Annotated in this window: 19 protein-coding genes and 5 pseudogenes; 4 read left to right on the top strand and 20 right to left on the bottom strand. The window is 60.1% G+C overall.

The features are described 5' to 3' along the window. Nucleotides 1-28: 28 nt before the first annotated feature. The 11 genes and pseudogenes from NKH01_RS26090 to NKH01_RS26040 all read right to left on the bottom strand — a co-directional run bounded on the left by NKH01_RS26090 (nucleotide 29) and on the right by NKH01_RS26040 (nucleotide 9,895). Entirely contained in the window at nucleotides 29-1,021 is a 993-nt protein-coding gene (locus NKH01_RS26090) for an adenosine kinase (RefSeq protein ID WP_353023106.1), read from the bottom strand. Nucleotides 1,022-1,130: 109 nt separating this feature from the next. Continuing rightward, nucleotides 1,131-2,306 (bottom strand): methionine adenosyltransferase, encoded by a 1,176-nt coding sequence (gene metK, locus NKH01_RS26085; protein WP_352700375.1) that lies wholly within the window; start codon nucleotides 2,304-2,306, stop codon nucleotides 1,131-1,133. 53 nt (nucleotides 2,307-2,359) lie between these two features. Continuing rightward, entirely contained in the window at nucleotides 2,360-3,697 is a 1,338-nt protein-coding gene (gene glyA, locus NKH01_RS26080) for a serine hydroxymethyltransferase (protein ID WP_352778775.1), read from the bottom strand. A gap of 915 nt (nucleotides 3,698-4,612) precedes the next feature. Next, entirely contained in the window at nucleotides 4,613-4,993 is a 381-nt protein-coding gene (locus NKH01_RS26075) for a hypothetical protein (protein ID WP_352691545.1), read from the bottom strand. A 41-nt stretch (nucleotides 4,994-5,034) separates the two neighbouring features. Then, entirely contained in the window at nucleotides 5,035-5,436 is a 402-nt protein-coding gene (locus NKH01_RS26070; RefSeq protein WP_353023103.1) for a hypothetical protein, read from the bottom strand. Nucleotides 5,437-5,667: 231 nt separating this feature from the next. After that, entirely contained in the window at nucleotides 5,668-6,132 is a 465-nt protein-coding gene (locus NKH01_RS26065) for a hypothetical protein (protein ID WP_353023102.1), read from the bottom strand. Between the two features lie 41 nt (nucleotides 6,133-6,173). Beyond that, nucleotides 6,174-6,401, bottom strand: a complete 228-nt coding sequence (locus NKH01_RS26060) for a hypothetical protein (RefSeq protein ID WP_353023100.1) — start codon at nucleotides 6,399-6,401, stop codon at nucleotides 6,174-6,176. Between the two features lie 37 nt (nucleotides 6,402-6,438). Next, complete coding sequence (locus NKH01_RS26055) at nucleotides 6,439-6,561, bottom strand: hypothetical protein (protein WP_023679689.1); 123 nt, start codon at nucleotides 6,559-6,561, stop codon at nucleotides 6,439-6,441. Between the two features lie 15 nt (nucleotides 6,562-6,576). After that, a complete protein-coding gene (locus tag NKH01_RS26050) occupies nucleotides 6,577-8,109 on the bottom strand; it encodes a Fic family protein (protein WP_352638050.1) in 1,533 nt (510 codons plus the stop codon). A 402-nt stretch (nucleotides 8,110-8,511) separates the two neighbouring features. Next, nucleotides 8,512-8,720, bottom strand: a pseudogene (locus tag NKH01_RS26045) (bifunctional hydroxymethylpyrimidine kinase/phosphomethylpyrimidine kinase); the annotation flags it as partial. A 14-nt stretch (nucleotides 8,721-8,734) separates the two neighbouring features. After that, nucleotides 8,735-9,895: a porin gene (locus NKH01_RS26040; protein WP_353023098.1), complete on the bottom strand. Its 1,161-nt coding sequence runs from the start codon at nucleotides 9,893-9,895 to the stop codon at nucleotides 8,735-8,737. A 1,046-nt stretch (nucleotides 9,896-10,941) separates the two neighbouring features. Here NKH01_RS26040 and hemN point away from each other — a divergent pair. Beyond that, nucleotides 10,942-12,282: an oxygen-independent coproporphyrinogen III oxidase gene (gene hemN / locus NKH01_RS26035; protein WP_352750368.1), complete on the top strand. Its 1,341-nt coding sequence runs from the start codon at nucleotides 10,942-10,944 to the stop codon at nucleotides 12,280-12,282. A gap of 222 nt (nucleotides 12,283-12,504) precedes the next feature. Here hemN and NKH01_RS26030 read toward each other — a convergent pair. Continuing rightward, a pseudogene (locus NKH01_RS26030) lies at nucleotides 12,505-12,845 on the bottom strand (PIN domain-containing protein); the annotation flags it as partial. A gap of 732 nt (nucleotides 12,846-13,577) precedes the next feature. Here NKH01_RS26030 and NKH01_RS26025 point away from each other — a divergent pair. Continuing rightward, complete coding sequence (locus NKH01_RS26025; RefSeq protein ID WP_352823366.1) at nucleotides 13,578-14,264, top strand: isopentenyl transferase family protein; 687 nt, start codon at nucleotides 13,578-13,580, stop codon at nucleotides 14,262-14,264. Between the two features lie 657 nt (nucleotides 14,265-14,921). Next, nucleotides 14,922-15,197 (top strand): annotated as a pseudogene (locus NKH01_RS26020) (transposase); the annotation flags it as partial. A gap of 7 nt (nucleotides 15,198-15,204) precedes the next feature. Here the strand turns inward: NKH01_RS26020 and NKH01_RS26015 are convergent. Further along, nucleotides 15,205-16,167, bottom strand: a complete 963-nt coding sequence (locus NKH01_RS26015; protein ID WP_352693089.1) for an NUDIX hydrolase — start codon at nucleotides 16,165-16,167, stop codon at nucleotides 15,205-15,207. A 631-nt stretch (nucleotides 16,168-16,798) separates the two neighbouring features. On the opposite strand from NKH01_RS26015, the gene NKH01_RS26010 reads away from it, so the two are divergent. Then, entirely contained in the window at nucleotides 16,799-17,398 is a 600-nt protein-coding gene (locus NKH01_RS26010; RefSeq protein ID WP_353023095.1) for a cold-shock protein, read from the top strand. Here the strand turns inward: NKH01_RS26010 and NKH01_RS26005 are convergent. The 7 genes and pseudogenes from NKH01_RS26005 to groES all read right to left on the bottom strand — a co-directional run. Further along, nucleotides 17,373-17,922: pseudogene (locus NKH01_RS26005) on the bottom strand (ABC transporter transmembrane domain-containing protein); the annotation flags it as partial. The gene NKH01_RS26010 and the pseudogene NKH01_RS26005 sit on opposite strands and share 26 nt — an antisense overlap. A 32-nt stretch (nucleotides 17,923-17,954) precedes the next feature. Next, nucleotides 17,955-19,610 (bottom strand): MFS transporter, encoded by a 1,656-nt coding sequence (locus NKH01_RS26000; protein WP_352779602.1) that lies wholly within the window; start codon nucleotides 19,608-19,610, stop codon nucleotides 17,955-17,957. Between the two features lie 1,584 nt (nucleotides 19,611-21,194). After that, nucleotides 21,195-22,277 carry an HPP family protein gene (locus tag NKH01_RS25995; RefSeq protein ID WP_353023093.1) on the bottom strand — a complete coding sequence of 361 codons (1,083 nt, stop codon included), beginning with the start codon at nucleotides 22,275-22,277 and terminating at the stop codon, nucleotides 21,195-21,197. A 673-nt stretch (nucleotides 22,278-22,950) separates the two neighbouring features. Beyond that, entirely contained in the window at nucleotides 22,951-23,244 is a 294-nt protein-coding gene (locus tag NKH01_RS25990) for an ABC transporter permease family protein (RefSeq protein WP_353023091.1), read from the bottom strand. A 6-nt stretch (nucleotides 23,245-23,250) separates the two neighbouring features. After that, nucleotides 23,251-23,547: pseudogene (locus tag NKH01_RS25985) on the bottom strand (ABC transporter permease); the annotation flags it as partial. 164 nt (nucleotides 23,548-23,711) lie between these two features. Continuing rightward, nucleotides 23,712-25,376, bottom strand: coding sequence for a chaperonin GroEL (gene groL, locus NKH01_RS25980; protein WP_353023089.1), 1,665 nt, complete (start codon nucleotides 25,374-25,376; stop codon nucleotides 23,712-23,714). 65 nt (nucleotides 25,377-25,441) lie between these two features. Next, nucleotides 25,442-25,738 (bottom strand): co-chaperone GroES, encoded by a 297-nt coding sequence (groES, locus tag NKH01_RS25975; RefSeq protein WP_353023087.1) that lies wholly within the window; start codon nucleotides 25,736-25,738, stop codon nucleotides 25,442-25,444. Between the last annotated feature and the right edge of the window lie 11 nt (nucleotides 25,739-25,749).

Here is a 25,749-nt window from a genome sequence, read left to right as displayed (position 1 = left end):
GGTGGGCAGCTGGTTCTTGGCTCCCCACCTACAGCAATACCGCCTGCTCCGCCTCGCGACGCAAATTCTGCCTTGGCCTTGGGCCGATCTGCTGGATGACCAGCCCGGCGGCCAGCGAGCCGAGATCGCCGCACTGCTTCAGGCTGCGGCCTTGCGTGTAGCCGTAGAGGAAGCCGGCGGCATAGAGGTCGCCGGCGCCTGTGGTGTCGACCAGCTCGCGGATCCTGGTCGCCTTGATGGTCACGGTCTCGTCGCCGCGCACGATCACCGAGCCCTTTTCCGAGCGGGTGACGGCGGCGATCTTGCAATCCTTGCGGATCTGGGCCAGTGCCTCGTCAAAGGAAGCGGTCTGGTAGAGCGACTTGATCTCGTGGCTGTTGGCAAAGACGATGTCGACGGTGCCGGAGCGCATCAGATCGAGGAATTCGTCGCGGTAGCGGTCGACGCAGAATGAGTCCGACAATGTCATCGACACTTCGCGCCCGGCGGCGTGGGCGAGCTTAGCCGTCTGCCTGATCGCTTCCTTGGCGCGCGGCGGGTCCCACAGATAGCCCTCGAAATAGGTGACCGCCGCGCCCGACGCCTTGTCGGCCTCGACGTCCTCCGGGCAGAGCTCGACGCAGGCGCCGAGATAGGTGTTCATCGAGCGCTCGCCGTCCGGCGTGACGAAGATCATCGAGCGCGCTGTCGGCGGTTCGCCGTTAAGCGGCTTGGTGTCGAAGGCGACACCCTGCGCGTGGATGTCGTGCGCGTAAATCTCGCCGAGCGCGTCGTTGGAGACCTTGCCGAAGAAAGCGGCGCGGCCGCCGAAGGAGGCGACACCCGCCGCCGTGTTGCCGGCGCTGCCGCCCGAGGCTTCAATGGCCGGGCCCATGCGGCTGTAGAGCAGTTCGGCGCGCCTCGTGTCGATCAAATTCATTGCGCCCTTGATGATGCCGTTGGTCTCCAGGAACGCCTCGTCGCACTGGGCGATGATGTCGACGATGGCATTTCCGATACAAAGCACGTCATAGTCCGGCATCAATTCATGTCTCCGCCATAAACCCACCGGCTTTCTGGCATGCCGGCCGCGGGCGGGTCTTGCCAGTGGGAATGGGCTTTCCGCCTGCCAATCCGTTCGGCGCCAGCCCTCACGGGGCGGCAAGTCCTGCCTCGCGACGCAATTCGTCGGCCCTGTCTGTCTTCTCCCAGGTGAAGTCAGGCTCTTCACGGCCGAAATGGCCATAGGTCGCGGTCTTGCGGTATATAGGGCGTAAGAGATCAAGCATCTTGATAATGCCCTTCGGTCTGAGATCGAACAACTCAAGAATGAGGCGCTCGATCCTTCTTTCCTCAACCCTCGCTGTCCCGAACGTGTTGACCATGACAGAAACCGGACTGGCCACGCCGATTGCGTAAGCAAGCTGCACCTCGCAGACGTCCGCAAGTCCGCTAGCGACGATATTCTTTGCAACATACCGGGCCGCATAGGCAGCTGAGCGGTCAACCTTGGACGGGTCCTTGCCCGAAAAGGCGCCGCCGCCGTGACGACCCATCCCACCATAGGAATCGACGATGATCTTGCGTCCAGTGAGACCGCAGTCGCCGCGCGGCCCGCCGACTACGAACCTCCCCGTCGGGTTGACCAGAATTCTGATGCCTTCCGTCTCCAGGTGGGTCGGCAGGACAGGCTTTATGATTTCCTCAATGACGCCCTCGCGGACCGTCTCTTGCGAGACCTGCTCGTCATGTTGGGTCGATACGACGATGGTATCAAGGGCGACCGGGCGCAACCCCTCATAGCGCACTGAGACTTGGGATTTCATATCAGGACGCAACCAGCCAAGCTGTCGTGCTTTCCGGACATCTGCCTGTCGTTTCGTCAAGCGATGCGCGAGCTGGATCGGCAAAGGCATCAGGGTATCGGTTTCGCGGCATGCGTAGCCGAACATGAGGCCCTGATCTCCCGCTCCCTGCTGGAGGTCCTGCCCTCGTCCCTCGTCAACGCCCTGGCTAATGTCGGGCGATTGCTCGGTGAGTGCATGAACGACGGAGCAACGCCGGCCGTCAAAGCCGACGGCCTCATCGTCGTATCCAATATCGAGAATCGTATCGCGCGCAACTTGGCTATAATCCACCCGCGCATCGCTGGTAATCTCGCCAGCCAGAACGACTATCCCTGATTTTACCAACGCTTCACAGGCGACGCGCGCCTTGGGATCGGTGCGGACGATGGCATCGAGGATGGCATCCGAGATGTTGTCGGCCAACTTATCCGGGTGTCCCGCGCCAACCGATTCGGAAGAGAACACGAACTGCCTAGCCATGAAATGCCTCGTTTCTGGTGTTGGAGTTGTATGGGCATTTTGCTTAGCCCACCTTACCTGTTGGTGATGCCCGGGACCTCGAACGCAGCGCACAAATCGGCAACGTCTCTTCGCACGCAGGCATGGAGATCTTCGTCATCAGGCCGCCGGAGGACGCAGTCAATGAAGCCAGCAATTTGCACCATTTCCACATCGCGCATGCCCATGGACGTCACTGCTGGCGACCCCAAGCGAATTCCGCTTGTGACCGCCGGATCCCGCGGGTCGCCAGGCACCATATTAAAGTTTGTGATGATGCCTGCCTTTGCTAGCCGCTCGGCATAGGCCTTGCCCGATAGTGGTCGATCGCGCAGATCAAGGATCAGCATGTGATTGTCCGTCCCCCCGGTAACCAGGTCATACCCTCGCTCGATCAGTGCCTGTGCAAGAGCCTTGGCATTCTTGACGGTCTGTTGGCCGTAACTGCGGAAGGACGGGTTCGCGGCTTCGTGCAAGGCAACTGCTAGCGCAGCGATGGCATTCATATGAGGCCCGCCTTGCAGGTGAGGAAAGACCGCCCGGTCTATTCGTCTGGCGAGATTGTATTTGCTCTTTGTATGATACAGGGCCTGATAGCGATCTTCGTTCCTGGACAAAATGAAACCACCGCGGGGACCGCGGATCGATTTGTGGGAGGTGCTGCTGACCACGTCGCAATGGCGCACGGGATTCGGGTGCGCTCCCGCGGCAATCAGTCCGCTGATGTGCGCAATGTCGGCTACGAGATAGGAGTTCGCTTCCAGGGCGATTTCTGCCATTGCCGCGTAGTCAAAGACACGCGGGTAAGCAGTTCCGCCGACCCAAATGAGCCGCGGCCGTTCCCGCTTGGCTGTCTCGCGCAAGCGGTCATAGTCAATCTGCTGTGTCTTTTCATCTAGTCCATAGGGGACGCGTTGATAGTCAGTTCCGGAAAAGTTGATGGCCCAACCATGAGTCAGATGGCCCCCTTCCGGGAGGGGCAAGCCCATCACTTTGTCACCGGGGCTCAAAAGCGCACGATAGACAGCCTGGTTGGCCGGCGAGCCGGAATAAGGCTGGACGTTGGCATGCTCGCTGCCAAATAGTGTTTTCAAGCGCTCAATGGCTAGATTCTCAAGCTCATCAACGATCTCATTTCCAGCGTAGTAGCGCGCACCGGGGTACCCCTCGGCGTACTTGTTCGTGAAAATCGAGCCGTTCGCTTCCAGCACGGCCGAGGACGCAAAGTTCTCTGAGGCGATGAGCTTAAGGGTCGTCCGCTCCTGCCGCTCCTGTCTCAGAAGCAGTTCGTGAACGCGGCAATCAACCGCGGCCAATCGAGACCGTCCGTAAGTGTCGCGCGGCGCGATGGCGCCGTCGGCGGAGTTGTACATGGTGGTTTCGCGCTCCAATTGGACTGATCTATTTCACGGTCAAGCATGCGATCCCCTTCGACGGCGCGTCTTGTGTGGCTTCGAGCCGTTGAAGGTCTCGTTTGTGATAGCCATCGCCGTGGGGCAGGAGATCAACCAGCAGTTGAACCAGCCCGCCGTCCTTACCTCCTGCTTTGAGATGGTACGAGCACCACGGACGTTGTTCGTTGCAGTAAAGAAAGTCGGCTCTGGCCAGCAGCCGGACGTGTCGTACAACGTGCTCACGACGCAGACCCAGAATCTCCGCTAGCTGGCAGACAGTTAGGTCCGCATGCGCGCAAAGGCCTAGGATTCGAAGGCGATCTAGATGCGCTGCCGTCCGAAGGCGACTGACCAGTGTCAGCATTGGGCAGGACCAAGCCACTTGGAAAGCCTGGGCACTCGTCCTACTGAATTTGTCATTTCGCGTTCTCCACAGATGTTGCAGCTTTCGAACGAAATAATATCGTTGCTTGTCCACCGACCGGACAATCTCGGTGGCCGTGAAGATACTGTTTTGAGCCAATATGGCTGTGTCGAACAAACAAGATGGGCGCTGTTCTTGCCATTGCCTTTAGCCGAAATTGCACGCAGTTCGGCGGGTCGGAGAATAAGCCACGGTTCGGACTCCACTGACTCAAACGTTGCAATAAGCCTACCATTCACCGCGAACCGGAGTTGCTAAGAGTCTATGAATTTCCTTGAAGGATCTGTTGCAACGTTTGCGCAGCCCGGTCTTGCTCCCGGCTTGCAGCGGTCAATCTCGTGCAGACTGACCGTGATGCAAAGATGACAAGGAAGGTTCGCTTTCAATCCGATCTTCTTCCAGGCCAAGTGGTTCGTAGTCTCATAACTGTGGCCTAGACAAAAGCTGGGCTAATCAGCGGTATGATGTCGTTAGCGTGGTTGGGCCACCAGCAGGTCGACGCCAAGATCGACACGCGCAATTTCCCGCGCTACGAGAATGTCAGTGACTGCGCGCTCTTCCTCGGGCGGTCTGGCTGCGCCGTCTAGAATCTGAATGCATCTCGCGCCGACCCGTTCAGCAATGAGCTGTTCGGCTTGCCGCATTGACGGCGAAGCAAGCTCAAGTACGTTTTCGCGCATCTCACGCGCCGCCTCGCCGACTTCCGCAAAACGCTTCTCGGCGAACTGCTCCCTGAAGAGCGCAGCGAGATCATCAAATGTTTGAACTTTGGTGGGCTTGGGTTTCGAGCAAAAATATCCAGTTGCCAGTCCAGGTTTATAGGCAAGGCTGTGCGCTTTGTCGTCTGGCAAGGGCCCAATATCCCCTGGTGAGACGAAAATGGACTGCCGTGCTACGGTTGCTCCAAATAAGAGCGGTCGAAATCGCTGATGTTTGCGATACAAGGAGCCGCATAGAAGACGTTTGACGGATAGCGCGCCTCAAACCGAAGAAGCAGTTCATGCTGACGCGACACATCCCTGCGCATCATCCCAATCCGAAAAAATGGTATCGACAAACCGGGACAATGTCCGCTCGCAACCTCAAAGGCAGTTCCTCGCTTCATCAGCTCCGGAAGCTTGTACTGGAAAAACAGCGGAACCCCTGGGAAATTGATGCGGATGTCAAAGCCAGAATGCCCCTCCTGTATGAGGTTTGGAAAGACCGGCGCGCCTACAGGTGCGGCTGACGATGACCGGATAAGGTTTTCGGTGAAGGCATACCCAAATGAGAACTCCATGTAACCCACCTTCATTCAAATCTGCTTTCGTGCTGAAGTTTATCCTGGCTCTTTGCCTGCAGCCGAGCAGACTTTATAACAAAAAAACTATGTATACTTGCGAGATAGTCTGAGCTTATCGATTCTTCGGATAGATATTGAAAGAGCTCACCCACTCTTCTGGCTGCTAGAATGGGAATGGGAAGCTTCTGGTTGATCTGGGTCGAGTTCCAGTTGATTTTGGTAAGCGACAAAACCTGCGCTATCTCAGCGATTCCCGGCCAGATCGCCGATAAGTTTCGGGCTTCGCGAACAGAGCCAGAGTGCGTAGCCGATATCTTCAACCGGGGCGGCGGCTTCTCCCTCGCCAGTGCCGAGCGCGATCACATGCGTTGCGCATTCGGCCAGCGCGCCGTCAAGGCGCCCCGCTTCCGTCGCGCTGCCGTAAAGGTCCAGGAACCACGCCAGCGAATAAGACCAGTCGGCAGGCAAGTCCTGCCCATTGTGATCCCTTGCGACGACGGCCACGACGGCGTTGCGGCCTTCGGGCGTGCGGGGCTCTATCCCAAGGATCGGGTATAATTCGGGTGTCGGCTGCTGAAGGATACGCGCCGGCACGAGCGACAGTGCTTTCTCCAGCGAGGGAGGAAAATCCTCCAGTTCTTCGGCCAGTTCGGCAGCTTCTCTCCTTCGTCCCTCGCGGCGCGCTTCTACATATTCTGCCGCAACCACGGCAATGGTGCGCTGCGCCCGTTCAGCGGTGCTGGTGGCAATCAGCTCGGCCGGACACCATCCTTGATCGCCCAGTGCGTACGGTGCTGTTCGAACTGTTGAATGCCCAGCCGGTCCGCAATTCTCAACACCGCTGACCGGTCGAGAAAGGCATGTTTCGGATCGGGCTCGAAGGTGAAGGCCAGTTCGTGTCCGCGCCGAACGATATTGCGTATGCGGCTGTGCCGGACCACGCGCGCGTGCGGGCCTCCCGCCTCGACTTCGTACATCAAAAGCGCCGGGATTTCCTCCAGCCGGCGCAATGTTTCAGGGCGCGAGGTCGATAGCCTCGGCCTCGGCGCCGCTAGATTCCTTGAACCGGTCAATGGTTGACGTGAACGGCGGCGTTTCCCACCACTCGCCGTGGCCCGAGACAAGCAAGTTAAACATGGCACACCACCGACCTCACGCCGCCTTCTCCATAGACCACTTCACCCGTTCGCCGAGAAAGGCGGCGAACGTTTTCACATTCATATTGCCGCTCGCCTCCTCCAGCCCTGCGAGGTAGGCCTTCCGGTCATCGACTCTGACGACTGTCCAGGGGTAACCGCCTGAAGCCAGCATCGCGTTCATGAGGAACCGCGCCATTCGTCCGTTGCCGTCCGGATAGGGGTGCACATAGCCCACAAGCCAATGCCCCAGCACGGCACGCACGGAGGCCTCCTTCTCCGCCTCCAGCAGGTCGAACAGCTCATTCATACCATCGGCCACCGCTTCGGTACGCGGCGGCACGTGCTGCGAGCCGCGCAGGTACACAGGGTGATTGCGATATCCCGCAAGCGCGCTGGCTTTGAGGATGCCGGCGGTCACTGACGGCGCGAACAGCTCCCGGTACCACTCCCGGTGAGTGTCCCGCGTCAACGCGCCGGCTGGCTTGCCGTTGATGATCGCGGCAACAGAGTCTTTGACCTTCTGGAATGCGAGGTAGTAGCCACGCGCGGCAAGCGCATCTCGGTTCTTGCGGTCCTCTTCATCAATCTCCGGATTCCAGCTCCCCTCGCGCACCCGGTCGATGAGTTCCGGGGTGACGCTGTACCCTTCTATCGACAGCGAATGGTAGGCGTCGCTTTCGTAGATATCCTCGACGAACTTCATATAGGCGTCTTTGTCGGACGGCAGTCCGGGTGCCTTCGGGAATATCTCGATGATGGCTTCGCGCTGCGATTGCCAGATCGCGCGCAGGCGGGCGACCAACGGCGGTACGCCCGCCGCAATAGTTGTCACTCCAATTTGTCCCGCGAACGGATCGGATTCGCGCACGTCATAGCCGGCGGCTTTGAAGGCGGCCACGATTTCATTGGCAAAGGAGTCGCGTCCTACGCGACGGAAGGCCCCCGCAAGCCGTCCCGCCACGGCGGAATGGCCGCCATCAAGCAGCAGGGCCAGAACGGTTGATACGTCGCGCACCGACGCCATGGCGATCTGCATCTCGATAGGGGCGCGCTGGAAGAACGCTTCCGGCACCCGGGTAAGGGCGGCCTCGACAGTGAACACGCGCTGGCCGTTTTTCTCTGTCAGTTCGGCCGGCATCTCCTTGACCTTGAGGTCATAGAGCGAAGTGCCGAACAGCAGGTCGATTTTGTTATTCGTGCCTTTGGGGGTGTTCACCACCACCTGAGGCGGAATAGTGGGCGCTTCCGCGTGCAGAAGCAGCGACTGCTCCGGTGAGAGGAACCAGTCCTTGCCGAACCGGTCATTGCAGTAAAGGGAGCAGAACTCCCAGAAGCTCGCGTACCAAGGGGTGGTGTCTTGCTGCCGTGCCTGCGGGCCGGTCGACATGAGCCAGCCTTTGATAACATCGCGCAGGAACCCGTTCTGCAGCAGCCGCTCCCGGTGGACGCGGGTCAGCTCATCTGATTTGAATATGCGCCGCCCACCCTCCTGCAGCTCTTTGAGGACGGCCAGTGATACAGCGAGTTTTTCATGGGGCTTGGCCATGGCCGTGCCTTTGCAAGTTTTTAGAGCTGTGCGATTACAAGTATATAGTGCTGATAGGCGACAAGTCAATGATGCTGTGGAGTTGCAAGTTTCTTTAGTCGTGCGATAACAAGTTTTTTATGCGATAATCGGCAAATGCGATCGTTTCCATAGCCGCGCGAAGGATCGTTACCCGGATGGGCCGAGACCCAGCTCCCCCGCAGGCTACGCAGGGGCTCGGGGCGAGCCTAGAGCCTGGCCCTCCGAAGCGCTTCGAAGGAGGACGCGCCTCTTTGAAAAACTCGCCCGTTGTGCATCGTGGGTACCTGTAAACGCGAATTCTCAAAGGAAAGACGCTCCTTACCTCTCCCTCCCGCCACGATCATCACGGCCGCGCCCGCGCTCACTACGCCGCGACGCCCGCGAGATCGCTGCACGCATCTGATCGGCCAACAGACCGGGTTGCAGATGAAGGATGTCCGTGACGCTGTCGTGTGTTTGCACCGTCACCGCAGTGAGGCAAGGCAGCTGCGCACGCCCATGGAGGAGAGCGTCTCGATATCGCGCGCGATTCCGGCACCCCCACTGGAGTCCGATCCGCCGACGACAAGTACATGCGATGCCTGCCTCAGCGCCCTTTCATCCGTTAGAATGAGCGTTCGAAACGCAGGATTCCGCCGACACTGCTCTTCTTGTTGGCGTTGGTCCAATTCATGTTGGAAGCGCCGTCCACCTTGCCGACGGCGAAGTTACCGTATCGGCCATAGTCGAGTTCCGCCGTAACTGTGAAATCTGGAAGAAACGCATAGGCGACGTTTGCAGCGACACCATGGTTCTTGAGCTGATTACCGGAGAGCTGAAGGTTGAACGAAGTTGTCTCGTTGAGCTTGTAAGTGGCGCCAGCCCAGAAAGCCCAGTTCCCGCCCCAACTCTTATAGAAGCCGCGACCATGAGCGTCGATGGCGTTCGTGGAGTCGTCGTTGAGCTTGCCGTTGGAACCGTAGCCGAGCATTCCGAACAGCAACAGTTCGTTGGTGACATTGATGTCGACACGGACCTTGGCGGCCACCGATTCGTAGTTGCTATCATAAGCGGCAACGCCGGTGATCGCGCCCCAGCCATGTGTGTATTTCAAGCCGCCGACTACGTGCGGTGCGTAGCTGTCGATTGTGCCGACCACGCCCGAGCCTTCTTCGAGCGAAACCACGGCCGAAAAGCCGTTCCCGGCGTCGAAGTAGTACTGAACCACATTGGTATCGAAAGCGCCGTACGGAACCGGCGTCTGGTTGAGTACGTCACCCGCGCCGCCAATAAACATGTCGAAGGCCGACCAGTCCTTACCAACTCGGAGGCCACCAAGCTGAATCCAGGCGAAAGTCAAGGTGCTGTCTCCGTTGAAGGCATAGGACCGAGAACTGTCCGAAACCGAAGTGTGGCGGTTCCCGAAGTTCATGCGGGTTTCGGTGTAGGTCTTCAACGTGCCGAGTTCGGTCTCCTGGCCGGTCCAAGTTTTCAATGCGAAGCGCGTGTTGTTTTGCCATGTGCCCTGATGCTCACCAGTCCTCACATCCGAGGTTCTTGCGTGATCAACCAATCCGACATGGCCCAAGCCGACGTCGTAACGGACATAGCCGCCGATGCGCACGCAGGTCTCAGTGCCTGAAATGTAGACGTAGCCCGAGCCGTAGACGTCGCAGACTTTAACGTACTCAGTCGGGTCAGGCTCGGCAACGGCGGTCACGGCGCGAGCGTCGGAAACGGCAATCAGTGCCGCAGTTGAGCCGAGGAGGAGGCTCCTAATGTTCATTGTTGATCTCCGTTCAAAGAGTAAAAGGAATGGACGTCAGTGATGAACTCTTGCTAAGGGAACAGTCGATAACGATGCGCATTGAGTTGAATTTGAGCAGTTTTGATGCGCTCGTCACGCCAGATATTCATCAGAAATTGAGAATATGACTGGGTGTTATTCTTACAAATATGGGATTGTTATTACAAATATAATAATCGCCGAAACGACGCCATCCAACATTTCTGTACAAATCATCCCCGTCATCTCCGCTAGTTGTGGGCGGGCCGTCACAAAGGCTTCTACTGCAAATGACGTGCCATCCTGACGACGCAGCTGCGGCTTGAAGCTCAAGTGTGCCGGCGGACCTTGGTTCGCTCTTCCTTCCTTTTTACCTTGCGGATCAACCCAAGCACGAACGGCAAACGTTTCGGCTACGGTTCGTCTGTTCGCTTCGCGACAGTTTCGTTCAATGGCGACAGCTTTGTTTGCTGTGAGCCCCGACGTTGAGACATCATGCGGCGGCACCGCTCGGTACGACGCCGTCATTTTGGCGAGCGCGATGATCGGTAATCACGCGCTGAACGCGCAGCCTTGCCTCCACCACGGAGTCAGTAGGCGCGCCGGCCTTGGCATTGCGGCCGACCTGACGGTCGCGTCGAGCAGCCTCTCGTCCCGATAGACGGCGCGCCACAGCTAATGCTTCTTGCCAGCAATTCACACAACGAGCTCATCGAGATGCCAGAGATTACTATGGGGCTGCGCTAGCTGGCGAGCAAAGTCTGGTCCCAACGCCGTGTTATCTCGTTGGATGCGGCAGCCGCGCTCAGCAGAATCTACTCGACCAGGCGCAGGCTGAAGGGAAGGGATGGTGGACCCCAACGGTGCGCGTGAGGGTCGCGGCGGGAACAGCCATGGCCAGTCGCTGACCGTCCAGCCAAGACTGAACGGCCGCTATTGCTGAGAAATACAAGTTTCGAGCCCAAATCGGAACGGACTGACATAGCGCAAAGACACAGGCGAGCGCAGCGGTAAGGTTGGCGGTTATCAGCATGGGACGGTAACTGTTGCAGACCACAAAATATCGCGAGGCCGGCCTGCCTTGGTACACTATCTATCCGACTGTGTCAGAGTTCTCTGGGGCGGTCGGCGCCGAGGCTTATGAGGAATGGCTCAGGAACCTGCCGGCTGACGATCCGGTGTCGCTCTATTTCCACGTTCCGTTCTGCCGATCAGCTTGCTGGTATTGTGGCTTCCCCACCACCATCACCCGCCATGATGCGCCGATCCTCAACTATCTGGCGGCCCTGCGTGACGAGATCCGTTTGGTCTCGGAGCGAGCGCCGCAGACGCTGCCCGTGAGCGACATGCATTTCGGCGGCGGAACGCCGTCTCTCATAGGACCAGCCGAGTTCCTGGCTCTGATGGAGTTCCTGCGACGCCGCTTCGCTCTCACGAAAACAGCTACGGTTGCCGTCGAGATTGATCCGCGCACGTTCACGGCCGAGATGGCCGAGGCCTTAGGAGCAGCCGGCGTGAACCGTGTGAGTCTCGGCGTGCAGAGCTTCGATCCCATTGTTCAAAAAGCAATCAACCGGGTTCAGAGTGAGGCGCAGACGTCGGCTGCCGTGGAAATGCTGCGCCGGCATGGAGTAAGCCGCATCAACTTCGACCTCATCTTCGGTCTCCCGCATCAAACGGTGCAGTCCTGCGTCGAGACCGCGAGGGCGGCGGTCGCAATGCGCCCCGACCGGCTTGCGGTGTTCGGCTATGCGCACATCCCGTCGCTTATAAAGAATCAGCGCCTCATCGAGGAGGCAGTTCTTCCGGGCAGCGCTGCCCGCGCCGAACAGTATGCGGCCGTGGCCGCGACGCTGATTGCCGCCGGCTACCGCGAGATCGGGCTCGACCATTTCGCCTTGCCGGACGACGAGCTCGCGCTGGCACAGAAAACGGGTCGCCTGCGGCGTAACTCGCTGGGCTACTCGGCCACCACCTGCAGAACCCTGATCGGTTTCGGCGCGTCGGCTATCGGCCGCGTCGGCGAGGGGTACGTCCAAAACGAAGTTACACGGGATTCCTACATCCAGCACATCGCAGCTGGCCGTCTGGCGACGTCAAAGGGCTATCGCCTCACCGACGACGACCGCGTGCGAGCCGCAATTATCGAGCGACTAATGTGCGATCTCGAGGCCGATGTGCAGGCAATCTGTGCCGCCCACGGATCTGATCCGATCCGTCTTCTCGATTCAGCTGAACGCTTGGTGATGCTGGCCGAGGACGGGATAGTGGACTTCGAAAACGGTTTTGTCCGCGTACGGCGGGAGCATCGCTTTGTAATTCGCGCTGTCGCTGCCGCGTTCGATGCTTTTCTCGATCGGGATGGCCGTAAGCATAGCCACAGGTGAGGGCAAGCATCCAACCGGAAGCTAAACTCGACGCCCTTGGCCGAGGCCTGTCATGAAGCGCGCGTCAAGGATGCGAAAAGCAGAGCTGATCCGCCTATTTCATCTCATCTTCATGACATCGACCTCGTGGCTGCCACCGAGGCGTTTCCATATTGATCGTGGTAGGTGCGGGGCATCTGGGTGTTTCGCCGTCAGCGCATATCCCCGCCATGTGATGGGTCAGGAAATCGCGGTGGCTGCAATCAGCCCGTCCATCGATGACAGACCGCGACCACGCCGCTTCGCGAGGCCCGTCAGGTCGCCCCAGGCCAGGGCAACCAGTTCGTCCACGGGCAGGACTCTCGGCTCGAAGCGCTGCGGCAGGTCCCGGGCGAGCCATCCGGCCAGTGCGTCACGTTTCCGACCTTTGTCCATGAGGGCAGCGCCGCGCCGGATCTCGGCGATCGACACAACGCTGATAAATGAGCGGTCTTCATCGAGCCCGTCATCCATTCCAGCACGCGCGCGTCAGGGCTCGGCCTCGTCACCTCGGAGAGGCCATTAGTGTCGAGCAAGAGCCTCACAATGGCAGACCATGCGGTTCATCGCGTAGCCGCTCGATGTCCAGTTCGGCGTTGCGCAGCGGCGATGCGCAGCGAGTGCCCAGAAAACAGCAGCCAGCTCCCCTTCCGGAAGATCGGAGCGGACGCCACGCAAAAGCGCCAAATCCTTGGCGCCGGCGGTCTGTGTGTTTGCGCGCTGGCGGCTTTGGTGTACTCCTGTGCCGTTTCGACGAGGCTTCCAGTCGGACCGGCAGGGGAGGAGGCTTTGGCGGCGCGGCCGGCACACGGCCCACCTCGAGGACGAGATCGACGATGTCGGGCAGATCCTCGGTCGCCTCACAATCGGTGAGGTCGTCGGGACACCGTCTTCCACTTTTGTTGATCAGCCGCCTTCCTGGCCATGTTTCGAGACAATAAGGCGCCCGTGCGCCGCCGCCTCGATTAACCCAAGACGCGCAAGGATCTTTTGCCGGAGACAACGAGGTCACCATCCTGCGGTGCCGCGTTGCGTCACAGTCGGCATGAGATGTGCAAAGTGGACCGTCGTCAAACGTCAAACAGAGGCGTTGGTGACTGGACTGAACGACCAGAACGGGCTGCTTGCGCCCTTTCGGACTTCACAAAGTTCGAAAATGGCGTCGTTTCAGGGCATAATCGCCGCTTGTCAAAATGTTTGCGACAAGTCCGGTGAAAGCCTACCGAGTATCTTGTGCTTGGGGGGCGGTTAGTTCCGATAAACTAAGCGGCATACACATGCTAATCTATTTGATTTACGGGCCGACCTGCAGCGGCAAAACAGACGCGGCAATCCAAATTGCACGAGAGACCGGATGGCCGGTCATTGCGCTGGATCGTGTACAATGCTGTCCTCAAATCGCCACCGGCAGCGGGCGTCCCTCGGATTCCGAACTGCAATCTACCCAGCGGATCTACTTGGATTCGCGCCCGCTAACCGCGGGCATCATCGACGCCGAGACCGCCCATCGTAAGCTGATAATGCAAGTGGATGAGCGTAGTTCCCAGCCGGGGCTCATCCTCGAAGGCGGTTCGATCTCCCTTCTCAATTTAATGGCGCGAAGTCAGCATTGGGATGGCGCTTTTCGGTGGCATGTAAGGCGGTTGCGGCTCGGCAACTCGGACGCCTTTCTGGAGAGAGCCAAGCGTCGGGTCACAGACATGTTTGTCACAAGAGAAGGACAACCTTCATTGCTGCAGGAACTTGCGGATCAGTGGAAGGAAGATGCAGTCCGTCCCACTTTGGAAGACGTTGACGGATATCGTTGCGCCATTCATTTTGCGAGAGAGCACAGCTTGGCAATCAGCGAAATGCCGTCCCTTCGCAAAGAGCTCCAACAAGATCTTGTAGAGGCGATTGCGAGAGAATATCTCGAATATGCGCGTTGGCAAGAACGCGACTTTCCAGAATGGCAAACTGAGTGAGCAAGCCTCCCCGGACCTCGCCTGCGATGCGGGCACGGTAGCTCCTGAGAATTGCGCTAAGTGGTTTGCTGAAGCAAGCTAGTGCCAGGCGACATTAGGTCCGTGTGGCAGCGGAAGGATTGCTTTCGCCACGGTGACTGCGGAGGAGGCGACATGGCTGCACTGCTCATTTCAGGCATGGGACGGAATGTACCGATGACAAAGTGCTGCGCGCTTCGTAGCGACCGCTACCGTGGCCTCGCGAGCTACTATCCGCCAGCCCAGTCTGTGGCGTCGTCTCGGCTTTCATCGCCACCGCCTTCGCCCAGGAAACGCCCGAGGCCGCAAGCGTCGCCGTGGCAGTGCGGCACCCGGCAAGATGGGTGGTCATCGGCCCTATCTGATCGACGGGGAGCACCGTGCTTCCGTCCTGGGCGAGGTTGAGCGAGAAGCCAACATGACGCTTCATCAATTGACGGCGGCACTGGCTGAACGTGGTCTCCTGCGAGCGTCGGTCGCTTCCTGCACCGCGAAGGCAAGAGCTTCAAAAAAACCGTTCTGCCGGCCGAGCAGCTCAAGCCAAAGCTGATGCGCGGGCGTGCGCAATGGATGCGCTATCAGACCCGCATTGACCCTACGCGCCTGGTCTCCCTGGATGAAACATGGGTCAAGACCAACATGGCGCCGTTGCGCGGCTGGGGTGTGCGCGGCAAGCGGCTGATGGCCCACGCACCATATGGCCATTGGAAGACGATGACCTTCATCACCGCGCTGCGGCATGATCGGGTGGAGGCGCCTTGGGTCATTGACGGACCCATCAATACGCAGGCCTTTCGCGTCTATGTCGAAACCGAACTCAACAAAACACTGAAGCCGGGCGACATCGTCATTCTCGACAATCCCGGTTCTCACAAGGGCCAAGCCGTCCGCGACATCGTCAGGGCTGCTGGCGCAAGGCGGGTCAAGCCCGCGAGAGCGGCAATTTTGTTCCGGCTATCACCCTCTCGTCGAGAACGGCGTGACGGAAGCGATAAAGTTGCGCCGGCCGGCCGCCGGTTTCCGAGGTTGTCTCACCGGTCTCCTCGACCAGCTCCTGCTGCTCGATCAGCCGGCGAAAGTTCGGCTTACGCACGAGCCTGCCGGCAAGCGCCTCCACGGTGCGCTGCAGCTGCAAAAGCGTGAAGACCGGCGGCATCAGTTCGAATACGACCGGCCGGTATTTGATCTTGGAGCGCAGCCGCGCAATGCCGGTCGCCAGGATGCGACGATGATCGGCGATCATCGATCTGCCCGACACCGAGGTGGGCGCAGCGGAATGTCCGGCGCGTATTGCTTCCTCCACCAGGGCGGCTTCGTAGAGCAGCTCATAACGTTGAAGCGCGAGTTCCTCGTTCCAAGGGCGGTCGTCAAAGCCGAAGGCGATCGCCGCCCGCCGTCGTCGGTCGAGGCGTGTCGTACCGTCGTCAGTGCCATCCGCCCATTCCATCAGGCGCGGCCGCAATTCGTCCAACACGACCGCCGGTGTGCCGGAGCGGTGATCCTCCCACGGGAAATAGTCGTACCAGCTTCCCCAGTGTCGCCCGGCCGGGTCGCCAGCTTCGTCTTGGTGGGTGAGCGCCAGATAGCTGATAGAGACCACGCGGTCGTCAGCGCCAACCCTGTCGCGATCGGCGAAGGTGTAGAGCTGTTCGATATAGCCGAGCGGCTGGCCGGTCTGTTGTTCCACCCATCCCCTGAGGCCCGACTGCAGCGAACGGTGAGCAAGCTCGAACGGGCCGGAGGGCAGGGCGTTTGCCTGCGGGATGGTCAGAACGCAGGGGGCGCTGCTGTCCATGGCGACCACAACGGCGATCAAGTCCGCATTGACGTCGTTGGCCTTGCCTCCAGCTCCGCCTTTCCTAATCCCTTTTGCGCGATCGTCCATGGTCCCCGACGTCGTTGAGCAGAGCCCTGCCGCGTAGGCGGCTGAACCGATTGAATTCCGTTTTTGTCTGATAATTGTCGGCGCGTCAACACCACCCGTCGTGGCGATTTTAGCTCTTCGCAGCTGCACAAAAAGTGCCAACGCCACATCCGTGCTTGGGGAAGGAGGCCCATCGAGTGCGCCGATTCAAAGCTCGTCGATCGACATTGCGACGTTGTTCTCGTCGGCGACAGCGCGGCATGGTTCTCCACGGTTTGGCGTCGACGCTGGAGATGATGATCATGCACGGTCAGGCCTGCCCCGTGGCCTGGAGCCGGCGCAAATGGTCGTCGACCCCCCGTTCGGTTCCTTTTGAAGAAACCCGGAGCAGGCTTTCCGCAATGCCTGATAAAGCCCTTCCAGTGCGCCCGCGCCAGCATCATCGCACTCTCGCTCCAACACAACCTATGCGAGTCAGTAAATCGACTCGCCGGCACTATTGTTTCAGGGGAAATGAATCTAGTTTCAAAGGGTTCGGCCGATAGGCCGGGCACAGCTGCGGTCTTCACGGCCTTGTTGACATAAACGCGTCGCCCGATTGAGATTATCTTGACGGTAGCGCAGTGCGCCATCCATGCCACTCGAGATGATCATGGGCAAATATCGAGACCATCGCGAGCCACGCCGGCATCGCTATGACGATGACCCCGTTTCCTTTTCTGAACGGACTTCCGAGCCAAGCTATTTTCAGCGCCCGCCGACCGTGACGGCAGATCCTGTCGATGCGGAGGTATTGTGGTTCACAGTCAGCAAGGGTTTTGGCTTCGTCAAACTGTCGGACGGCACGGAGGCCTATCTGCACGTGCGAGTGTTAAAGGCGGCCGGAAGCCGGGATGTTGCCGCGGGAACGCCTCTCAAGATCACGGTCGAAAAAAGTCCAAAAGGTCATCAAGTCGCGCAGGTGCTGGAGATCGGCGATCACCGCGCGAAAACTCCGTCACATACGCGCGTCGCTGGAGGGACCTTCGTTGAAACCGGTGCGCAGCTGGAGAGCGGGGGCACGGTCAAGTGGTACAAACCCGAAAAGGGCTTCGGCTTCATTGCTCCTGACAACGGTGAGAAGGACGTCTTCGTTCATGCCAGCGCCCTGACGCGCTCAGGGCTCAGCGTGCTGGTGGCGGGACAGAAGGTGTTTGTCGAATGCGGGCAAGGCAAGAAAGGCTGGGAAGTCCGGAGCATTCGCCTTGCCTAGACGGCGAGGCATTGCTCGCCTCGAAGGAGATGCCGGAGAGCGTCGGGCGGCCGCCCGAGCCCGCGTAGCAGAAACCGACATTGTCGAAGCGCAGCACGCCGTCGGTGACGACGAGATCCCTGGCGCCCGCCGCGTCCTCGATGTCAAGTTCGGCGTCGAGCAACTCGAACAGCCGCGTGCCGCAGGTCGAGGCGCGCGCGAACGAGTTGACCATCAATCCGAGCTGGCGCACCGGCATCTGCAGAATGGTCATGAAGGTGAGCAACAGGGCCAGCGTGCCGACGCTGATTTGACCTGCGATCACTTTCTGGCCACCGAACCAGAGCACTAGGCCCATGGCGGTCAGGAACGAGAAATTCATGGCGCTGGTGTTGCCGACACGGATGTCGACGCGCTCATTGGCGAGATCAAGGCGCGTCCTGCTTGGCGCGGTCGAACTTTTCCAGCTCGTGCGGCTGCGCGGCGAAGGCACGCACGACACGGATGCCGCCGAGATTCTCATCCATCACCCGGATCTTTAACGATCGCTGATGCCCAGATATGGGAAGGTCAGGCTTCAATGACGGGGAAGGTGAAGGATTGACTGGTCGGGTTTCCGGGCCGAGCTTGTCGGCCGCTCAATCGAAAGCGTCATTTGAGGCGCTTCTTCTCCCGCGTGTAACTGGAAGACACGCTCGTCCAGTTCCTTGTCTACTTCCGTGAGACGATGATTGAGGCGAAGGTAGTCGGTCCAGGTCGGCGTGCGGAACGTTTCTGTCCACTGCATAGGCTTCTGAAGGTTGCGCTGGAGCGTCCAGTTCCGAGCACCGACGCGGCTGTGTACATGACGCCGCTGCCGCATGAGGTCGAGGAAGGCCTCGACATTTCTCTCGGCTATCAGATATTCGATCTTGACCACGATCGGGCCGCTTCTCGGCTTCAAACTGAGAGCGACAGCTGGGGCGTCGAATTCCTCCAAAGGATCGGGCTCGGACTCACGGCGCTCGCGAAGAGGAAACAGAACGCCGGCTGCAGCGACTATCAGAAGGGCTACAGCGGAACCCTCGAGCGCCCAGGTCAGCGAATGGTTCTGGGAAACCGTGCCCCATACCCAGCTGCCGGCAGCGATGCCGCCGTCTATCAATGCGTAGTAGATCGAGATTGTGCGACCCACGACCCAGCGCGGGCTCGCCAGCTGCACGCTCACGCCAACCCCCGACCAGGCGGTGACCCAACCGGCGCCGCCCAGGGCGAGTGCAATTGCCGCCACAGCGATCGAAGAGGTCAGAGCCAGGGAGAGGGAGCACGCCGCGCAGGCGAGGCAGGAGAGCCTCATCAGCCTTTCTTGCGACAAGCTCCGTCTGAACAGGCTGTTGGAGAGGCCGGCGAAGACGGCACCGGTCCCGAAGCCAGCCATGAGCGCGCCATAGGCGAGCGGACCTCCTCCCAGCTGGTCGCGGACAACCACCGGCAGCAGCGCGAGTATGGCGATGCTCGCCAAGCCAAAGAGGGTTCCGCGCGCGATCGCTGCCTTGATTTCCGATGACATCGCCGTGAAGCGCAGTCCGTCGTAGATCGCCGTCCTCATCGACTCGCGTGGAAGAGGGGACGAGCGAACCTTCCACTTGCAGCGCCAAATAGTGACCAAGGGTACGAAATAGGTGAGCGTGGTCACGGCGAATGCCGCCATGAGGCCGAATGAGGCAACCACAATGCCGCCGAGCGCCGGGCCCACGGTCCGTACGGTGTTGAAGCCAACGGAAAGCAGGGTAACGGCAGCGGGAACATCGCGCCGGTCCACCATATCGCCAACCGACGCCTGCCAGGCGGGATCGTTGAGAGCGCCGCCGCATGCGATCAAGAAGCTGAAGCCAAGGATCATCCACGGACTAACAAAGCCCAGCGCCACGGACGCGGTCAGCATCGCGGACGCAATCACCATAAGGCACCGACCGGCGAACATGACCCGGCGCCGGCTGAAATTGTCGGCGAGAGCCCCGGCGAAGACGGACAAGACGAAAGCGGGCAGGTTCGATGATGCCTGCACCAGCGCAACCATCAGATCCGAAGTCGAGATCGTTGCCATCAGCCAGCTGATGGCGACAGTCTGCATCAGCCAGCCGAGACTCGAAACCTGCGTGGCGAGCCAGATCGAACGAAAGGTGGGCTGCAAAAGTGGCCCAAAGGTCGTTGGTGCAGCCAAATCTTCGTTCAATCCAGCCACCCTACTCATTTTGCGACCCTTTGCTTCCCGTTATTGTCGTTTCCCATGTAATCTAGGCTGAACCGTGGCGGCTAGAAGAATAGAGAGAAACTGTTTGCCTTGCGGCACAGTTCCTCGTGATTAAGGGTTGCGGCCGAGACGCATGCCCGAGCCGGCTCACCCCGCCTTCGAAGACATCACTGGGTGGAGCCCGGATCTTGCTTGTCGTTTGACGCAGCATGCTTCATCAACGGGCACTTTGCCGAGCGATGCCTTTTCGCGAAACGCGACGATGTTCTTTCGTCGGAAACTCTCTCCAACGGCGTTCGATGCGCTGAGTCTGGCTTGGGGCGAGGTGAGGGCTTGCAGATCTTAGACAGGATTGATTCCTGATAAACGCAGACGGTTGCCGGGCCGCGATCGAAGAGGCGCGCGCCTTGCTGCTTCAGCTTGAACAAAAGTCTGACGCGCTCACACATGCCATCGACGACTTTCTGCTCGATCTGATGAGGCTGGCTTTCATTGTTGAATGTTATGGACACGGCTTTGAACTTTTGGCGCGAACGCTTGCCCGTAGAAGACTGGCAAAGGTCAGGCTTTTGTCGGGGCGGTGGACTCCGCCAGGGGAGAAATGACACCCAAAGCCGGATGGCTGACGCGACGGTCGCCCCGCGTTCCGCACAGTGACGAAGGTAACGGTACGGCTCTTCGGCAGATGGCGCATCCTCATGGTAGCGTCTGGCCGTTCCCTCTGATGCCTCGGCCTCCCACACCTATCCGAACAGGCCCGATCCTGGAGGGTCCTCGAAGTGGGCATGAGGGCGATAGGCCGCGTGGTTGGGGTACCAAGCGTAGGCGCGGTATTGGGCTGGAAATTGGCGATGCGCGACGAAGAAGTCCGAGATCAACTCGTGCAATGGCAATTCCTAACACCGTGAACGTGTTGGAGCAGCCTCATCCTCCTAGTCAGGAACGTCATCAAGGTTATAGGATTGATGCGCGGCGAACCCTCGGAACTCAGGATCATGTTGACATCGCTGTTCGACAGAGCCGACTCGGCGCAAGGAAGCCACATCGTTTCGGAATTGCTTATCGCATGGTCTATCGTCGGCCTAGTCAAACCCTTGGCGCGGCGAGGAAGCGGCGGTCGTCGGCGTGATGCATGACGGGAGTCGGCCGCGCCTCACCAGAGGCGAAATGCAGGAACCAAAGGAAAGGACCACCTGCATGGAATTGCGAACCGCGTCCTCGGCGTCTGAGCCGCGACCCTTGCCAACGATCACTCAACCCGCGACGTAGAGCTTCAACCCAGCCTTGGATACGCGAACCGCGCTACCATCGTTGCAGAGGAGCCGTCCACCAGATGGTTGCACTTGTAGTCCGCACGCCTTTAGTCGACATAGCGGACTGGCTCTGGCCACCGGCAAGGTTGAAGAGTGTCCGTTGTTGCAGTCGTACTTGGCCTACGTGAACCAGATGCCTGAGCACGCGGTCGCGTTTCAGGGTTGATCTACTCGTAAAAAGGAATTGTCTTAGGCGGAAGGCCGCACTTAATACCGCTATCCTATTGGCGCCCCATCGGGTTCCCGGATTGAGCAAGTCCGGATCACTACTTTATGCCGCTGCCAGCGTTGTGTCGGCCATGTGCACGCGCGCTGCCGCTGCCAGCAGGTCGGTCTGGGTGATCAGCCCAATAATGCGTCGCTCGGTATCGACGATGACCACGGCATGGCTGCGGCCGTCGGTGAGCACCGGCAGCAGGCTCATCGCCGGCGTATCGGGAGACGCGGTGCTAGCCTTCGACATCACAGCCCTCACCGTGTCGGTCGCCTTCGTCAGCTCGCGCAGGCCAACTACACCGACCAGCCCGCCCTCGGCGTCGGTCACCGGCAGCGTCCGGATGTTGTGATCGAGCAGCAAATGACGCGCCTGGTCGGCAGGCGCATGTTCATCGACCGAAATCACATCGCGCGACATGATGTCCTCGCACAGCAGGGTCCGGTGGGAGCGCACCATCGCCTGCAACTCGACCTGCCGTAGCAGCCGCTCAAGATCGTTGCGGTCGATATCGAAGGTTTCCTCCAGCGCGCCGAGCGCGGCATCGATATCCTCGGGCTGGAAGCCGACCCGCTCCCGCGCGGGCGGATCGATGGTTCCATGCGCGCTTTTAAGGGCGGGGGCCGCCACATGCGGATAGTTGCGCCGCGACAGTTTATGGATGCCGTAGCCGAGTGCGACCAGCACGATCGAGTTCAGCGCTACCGGAACGAAGGGAAACAGCAAGCCCGAGCTGAGGACGGCCGGTCCGCCGAACACCGCAGTTAAGGCGGCGGCGCCACCCGGCGGATGCAGGCAGCGCGTGAACGACATGGCGGCGATGGCCAGCGCCACCGCAATGCCGGTAGCAAGAACGGGTTCATGCACGAAATGCGCCACGGTCACCCCGACCAGCGCCGAAATCGTATTGCCACCGATAATCGACCAAGGTTGCGCCAGCGGGCTTGAAGGCACGGCAAAGAGCAGCACGGCCGATGCTCCCATTGGAGCAACCAGCAGTGCGACATGTGGGCCAGACCCGTTCGCCAGCGCACTGATCACGCCAGTCAATGCGATGCCGATCATGGCCCCGATGCAGGCGAGCAGCCGCTCGCGCAGCGTTGCACCGGCAAGGATCGGAACAAAGAGACGAAACGCCATGGCATACCCTTGGGCGAGTGGTCGGAACTCCGCGCTCCGCAATGCAGGCAAAGCCACAGATTTGGAAGTTAAGCCAATTCGGAAAGCCGGCTCACGGGGGAATACTTTTGCGCGAAACGGCCATTGCCAAATGGGTGCAGACATTTTGATCAGCCAGAGGAGGCGGACGGCACGCTGATCCGCTCGAGCGCAGCTAGAAGCCAAGGGCTGTCGTGCCGCGGGCAGCCGGAAATGGGGATGGTCGGAGGTCGAGCTGGGATGGACACTAAGGAATTCAGAGGCTTCGAAAAGCGTGCTGACAATGTCGGCATGGCAAGACAAATCAGGCCCTTGTCGCTCCACTTCCGAGGCGAACTCCAGCGGAGTACGGCTTCTACGCGGTGCTTGGTCTGCCTGTCCTTGCCACCATCGGATTCGTTGGCTGCTGAAACGTCCACCTGTAGCCGCTGAGAAGACGACTGCCGCCAGTGCCGTCGTGGAACCGCCATATGACGGCGGCTTGGTTACAGAGCCGGCTCGTGTCGATCGGGCGGGGGAGCCTGATGTGACGTACATGGTCCAGAAAGTGGCCAATGAAGGTGCTGGCATCGTGAACGTGATCAGGTCACGTAATAGCGGTAATACAACCGCGACCACGAGCCTCTCAGGCGTTCGATGAGGCGAGAAAATCCGATCACCAGACCAAGCGCGATTCCGCCACACTGCCACACACGAAACCGATCAGGTCACGTTCCAGGCTCACCAGAATATTGGAGCCGAGGCCATCTCGGCTGAACTCTGCCATGCCGCGGGCCGCCACCTTTTCCAGCCGCGGTAGAAAACGTGGGTCAGCAGCGCCGGCATGGGCGAGCAACTCCCAAATCGCGAGCAGCGCCATCAGCACCGCAAGCGGCCGCAGATGTCGGCCGATGAAGCGGAAGGCCGGCGGTGCGATGGAAGCGCCGCGACAGCCTATCCCGACCTGCAATCGTGATCAGGCTGATCGTGGGGTCTCCGGACGCCAGCGTTGCAGATACTTTTCGGCAAGCGTGAGCAGGCCGTGGATCACCAATCCGGTCAGGCCGACCACGATCATGGCCGAAAAGACGAGTTCCAATTGAAAGAGCTGACGACCATAGGCCATCAGGTATCGGAGCCCTTCGAACGATGCGATGAGTTCTACCGCAACCAGGGTCTGCCAGCCGTTGGCAAGGCCTTCTCGCAGCCCTGTAAAGATCGACGGCACGGCGGAAGGCAGCACGATCATCGTGAGTTTCGACCAGCGGCTGAACGAAAGGACACGGCCAGACCCCGTCTCACGACGACGCCGTTGCGCTTCGCCGCCATCAGGCTGCGTAGAGGACTTGCACGTCTAAAGCTGTCGATCATGCTCGGCACATAAAAAAGGGCGGCATCGCTGCCGCCCTTTCCGTATCTGAAGGCTGATGGGTTGGATTAGAAGTCCATGCCGCCCATGCCGCCCATGCCGCCCATGCCGCCGCCGCCCATGCCGCCAGGCATGCCGCCGCCAGCCGACTCCTTCTTCGGAGCCTCCGCGATCATGGCTTCGGTGGTGACCAGCAGGCCGGCGACCGAGGCCGCGTCCTGCAGAGCCGTGCGCACAACCTTGACCGGATCGACGATCCCCATGGCGATCATGTCGCCATATTCGCCGGTCTGGGCGTTGTAGCCGAAGGTTGCCCCCTTGTTCTCAAGGATCTTGCCGGCAACGATCGATGCTTCCGCACCGGCGTTGGCCGCGATCTGGCGGGCCGGAGCCTGCAGCGCGCGACGCACGATGGCGATGCCCGCGGTCTGGTCGGAGTTGGCGCCGGTGACGGTGATGGCCAGCGAAGCGCGCAGCAGGGCGACGCCGCCGCCGGGAACGATGCCTTCTTCGACGGCGGCACGGGTCGCGTTGAGGGCGTCATCGACGCGGTCCTTCTTTTCCTTGACTTCCACTTCGGTCGCACCGCCGACGCGGATGACGGCAACGCCGCCCGCCAGCTTGGCGAGACGTTCCTGCAGCTTCTCCTTGTCGTAGTCCGAGGTGGTCTCCTCGATCTGCTGCTTGATCTGGGCGACGCGGCCCTGGATCTCGGCCTTCTTGCCGGCGCCGTCGACGATGGTGGTGTTCTCCTTGGAGATCGACACCTTCTTGGCGCGGCCGAGCATGTTGAGGCCGACATTCTCGAGCTTGATGCCGAGGTCTTCGGAAATGACTTGGCCACCGGTGAGGATGGCGATGTCTTCCAGCATGGCCTTGCGGCGATCACCGAAGCCCGGCGCCTTGACGGCAGCGATCTTCAGGCCGCCACGCAGCTTGTTGACGACCAGCGTGGCCAGGGCCTCGCCTTCGACGTCTTCCGAGATGATGACCAGCGGCTTCGAGGTCTGCACGACAGCCTCGAGGATCGGCAGCATGGCCTGCAGGTTGGAGAGCTTCTTCTCGTGGAGCAGGATGTAGGCGTCTTCCAGATCCGCAACCATCTTTTCGGCGTTGGTGACGAAGTAGGGCGAGAGATAGCCGCGGTCGAACTGCATGCCTTCAACGACTTCGAGTTCGGTCTCGGCGGTCTTGGCTTCCTCGACCGTGATGACGCCCTCATTGCCGACCTTCTGCATCGCTTCGGCGATCATCGAGCCGACCGAAACGTCGCCATTGCCGGCGATGGTGCCGACCTGGGCAACCTCTTCCGAGGTCTTGATCTTCTTGGCGTTCTTGATCAGCGTCGCGACGACGTCGGCGACGGCGAGGTCGATGCCGCGCTTGAGGTCCATCGGGTTCATGCCGGCGGCAACCGCCTTGTGGCCTTCCTGGACGATCGACTGTGCCAGAACGGTCGCGGTCGTGGTGCCGTCGCCGGCGATGTCGTTGGTCTTCGAAGCAACTTCGCGGACCATCTGCGCGCCCATGTTCTCGAACTTGTCCTCAAGCTCGATTTCCTTGGCGACGGTGACGCCGTCCTTGGTGATGCGCGGTGCGCCGAACGACTTGTCGATGACGACGTTGCGGCCCTTGGGGCCGAGCGTGACCTTCACCGCGTCGGCGAGGATGTTGACGCCGCGCAGCATGCGCTCACGAGCGTCGCGGGAGAATTTTACGTCTTTGGCAGCCATTTTTTACTCCTGGGCATTTCGCCCGAAATTCAGATTGGATGGTGCGGATGAAAGGCGGCGGCGTGTCAGCCGATGACGCCCATGATGTCCGCTTCCTTCATGATCAGAAGGTCTTCGCCATTGAGCTTGACTTCGGTGCCCGACCACTTGCCGAACAGGATGCGGTCGCCGGCCTTGACGTCCAGCGGGACGAGCTTGCCGACCTCGTCACGGGCGCCGGAACCGATGGCGATGATCTCGCCTTCCTGCGGCTTTTCCTTAGCCGTATCGGGGATGATGATCCCGCCCGCGGTCTTGGATTCGGATTCGACCCGACGAACGACCACGCGGTCATGCAGCGGCCGGAAATTCGACTTTGCCATTTTTGGATTTC

Source organism: Mesorhizobium sp. M1403 (assembly GCF_040317695.1).
Classification (GTDB): Bacteria; Pseudomonadota; Alphaproteobacteria; order Rhizobiales; family Rhizobiaceae; genus Mesorhizobium.
This window is presented reverse-complemented; position numbering and strand designations above follow the sequence as displayed.

Coding starts and splice junctions, on each gene's coding strand:
- NKH01_RS26090 (WP_353023106.1), bottom strand. CDS start 1,021: ATGCCGGACTATGACGTGCTTTGTATCGGAAATGCCATCGTCGACATC.
- metK (WP_352700375.1), bottom strand. CDS start 2,306: ATGGCTAGGCAGTTCGTGTTCTCTTCCGAATCGGTTGGCGCGGGACAC.
- glyA (WP_352778775.1), bottom strand. CDS start 3,697: ATGTACAACTCCGCCGACGGCGCCATCGCGCCGCGCGACACTTACGGA.
- NKH01_RS26070 (WP_353023103.1), bottom strand. CDS start 5,436: ATGAAGGTGGGTTACATGGAGTTCTCATTTGGGTATGCCTTCACCGAA.
- NKH01_RS26060 (WP_353023100.1), bottom strand. CDS start 6,401: ATGTACGAAGTCGAGGCGGGAGGCCCGCACGCGCGCGTGGTCCGGCAC.
- NKH01_RS26055 (WP_023679689.1), bottom strand. CDS start 6,561: ATGTTTAACTTGCTTGTCTCGGGCCACGGCGAGTGGTGGGAAACGCCG.
- NKH01_RS26050 (WP_352638050.1), bottom strand. CDS start 8,109: ATGGCCAAGCCCCATGAAAAACTCGCTGTATCACTGGCCGTCCTCAAA.
- NKH01_RS26040 (WP_353023098.1), bottom strand. CDS start 9,895: ATGAACATTAGGAGCCTCCTCCTCGGCTCAACTGCGGCACTGATTGCC.
- NKH01_RS26025 (WP_352823366.1), top strand. CDS start 13,578: ATGCTAATCTATTTGATTTACGGGCCGACCTGCAGCGGCAAAACAGAC.
- NKH01_RS26015 (WP_352693089.1), bottom strand. CDS start 16,167: ATGGACGATCGCGCAAAAGGGATTAGGAAAGGCGGAGCTGGAGGCAAG.
- NKH01_RS26010 (WP_353023095.1), top strand. CDS start 16,799: ATGGGCAAATATCGAGACCATCGCGAGCCACGCCGGCATCGCTATGAC.
- NKH01_RS26000 (WP_352779602.1), bottom strand. CDS start 19,610: ATGAGTAGGGTGGCTGGATTGAACGAAGATTTGGCTGCACCAACGACC.
- NKH01_RS25995 (WP_353023093.1), bottom strand. CDS start 22,277: ATGGCGTTTCGTCTCTTTGTTCCGATCCTTGCCGGTGCAACGCTGCGC.
- groL (WP_353023089.1), bottom strand. CDS start 25,376: ATGGCTGCCAAAGACGTAAAATTCTCCCGCGACGCTCGTGAGCGCATG.
- groES (WP_353023087.1), bottom strand. CDS start 25,738: ATGGCAAAGTCGAATTTCCGGCCGCTGCATGACCGCGTGGTCGTTCGT.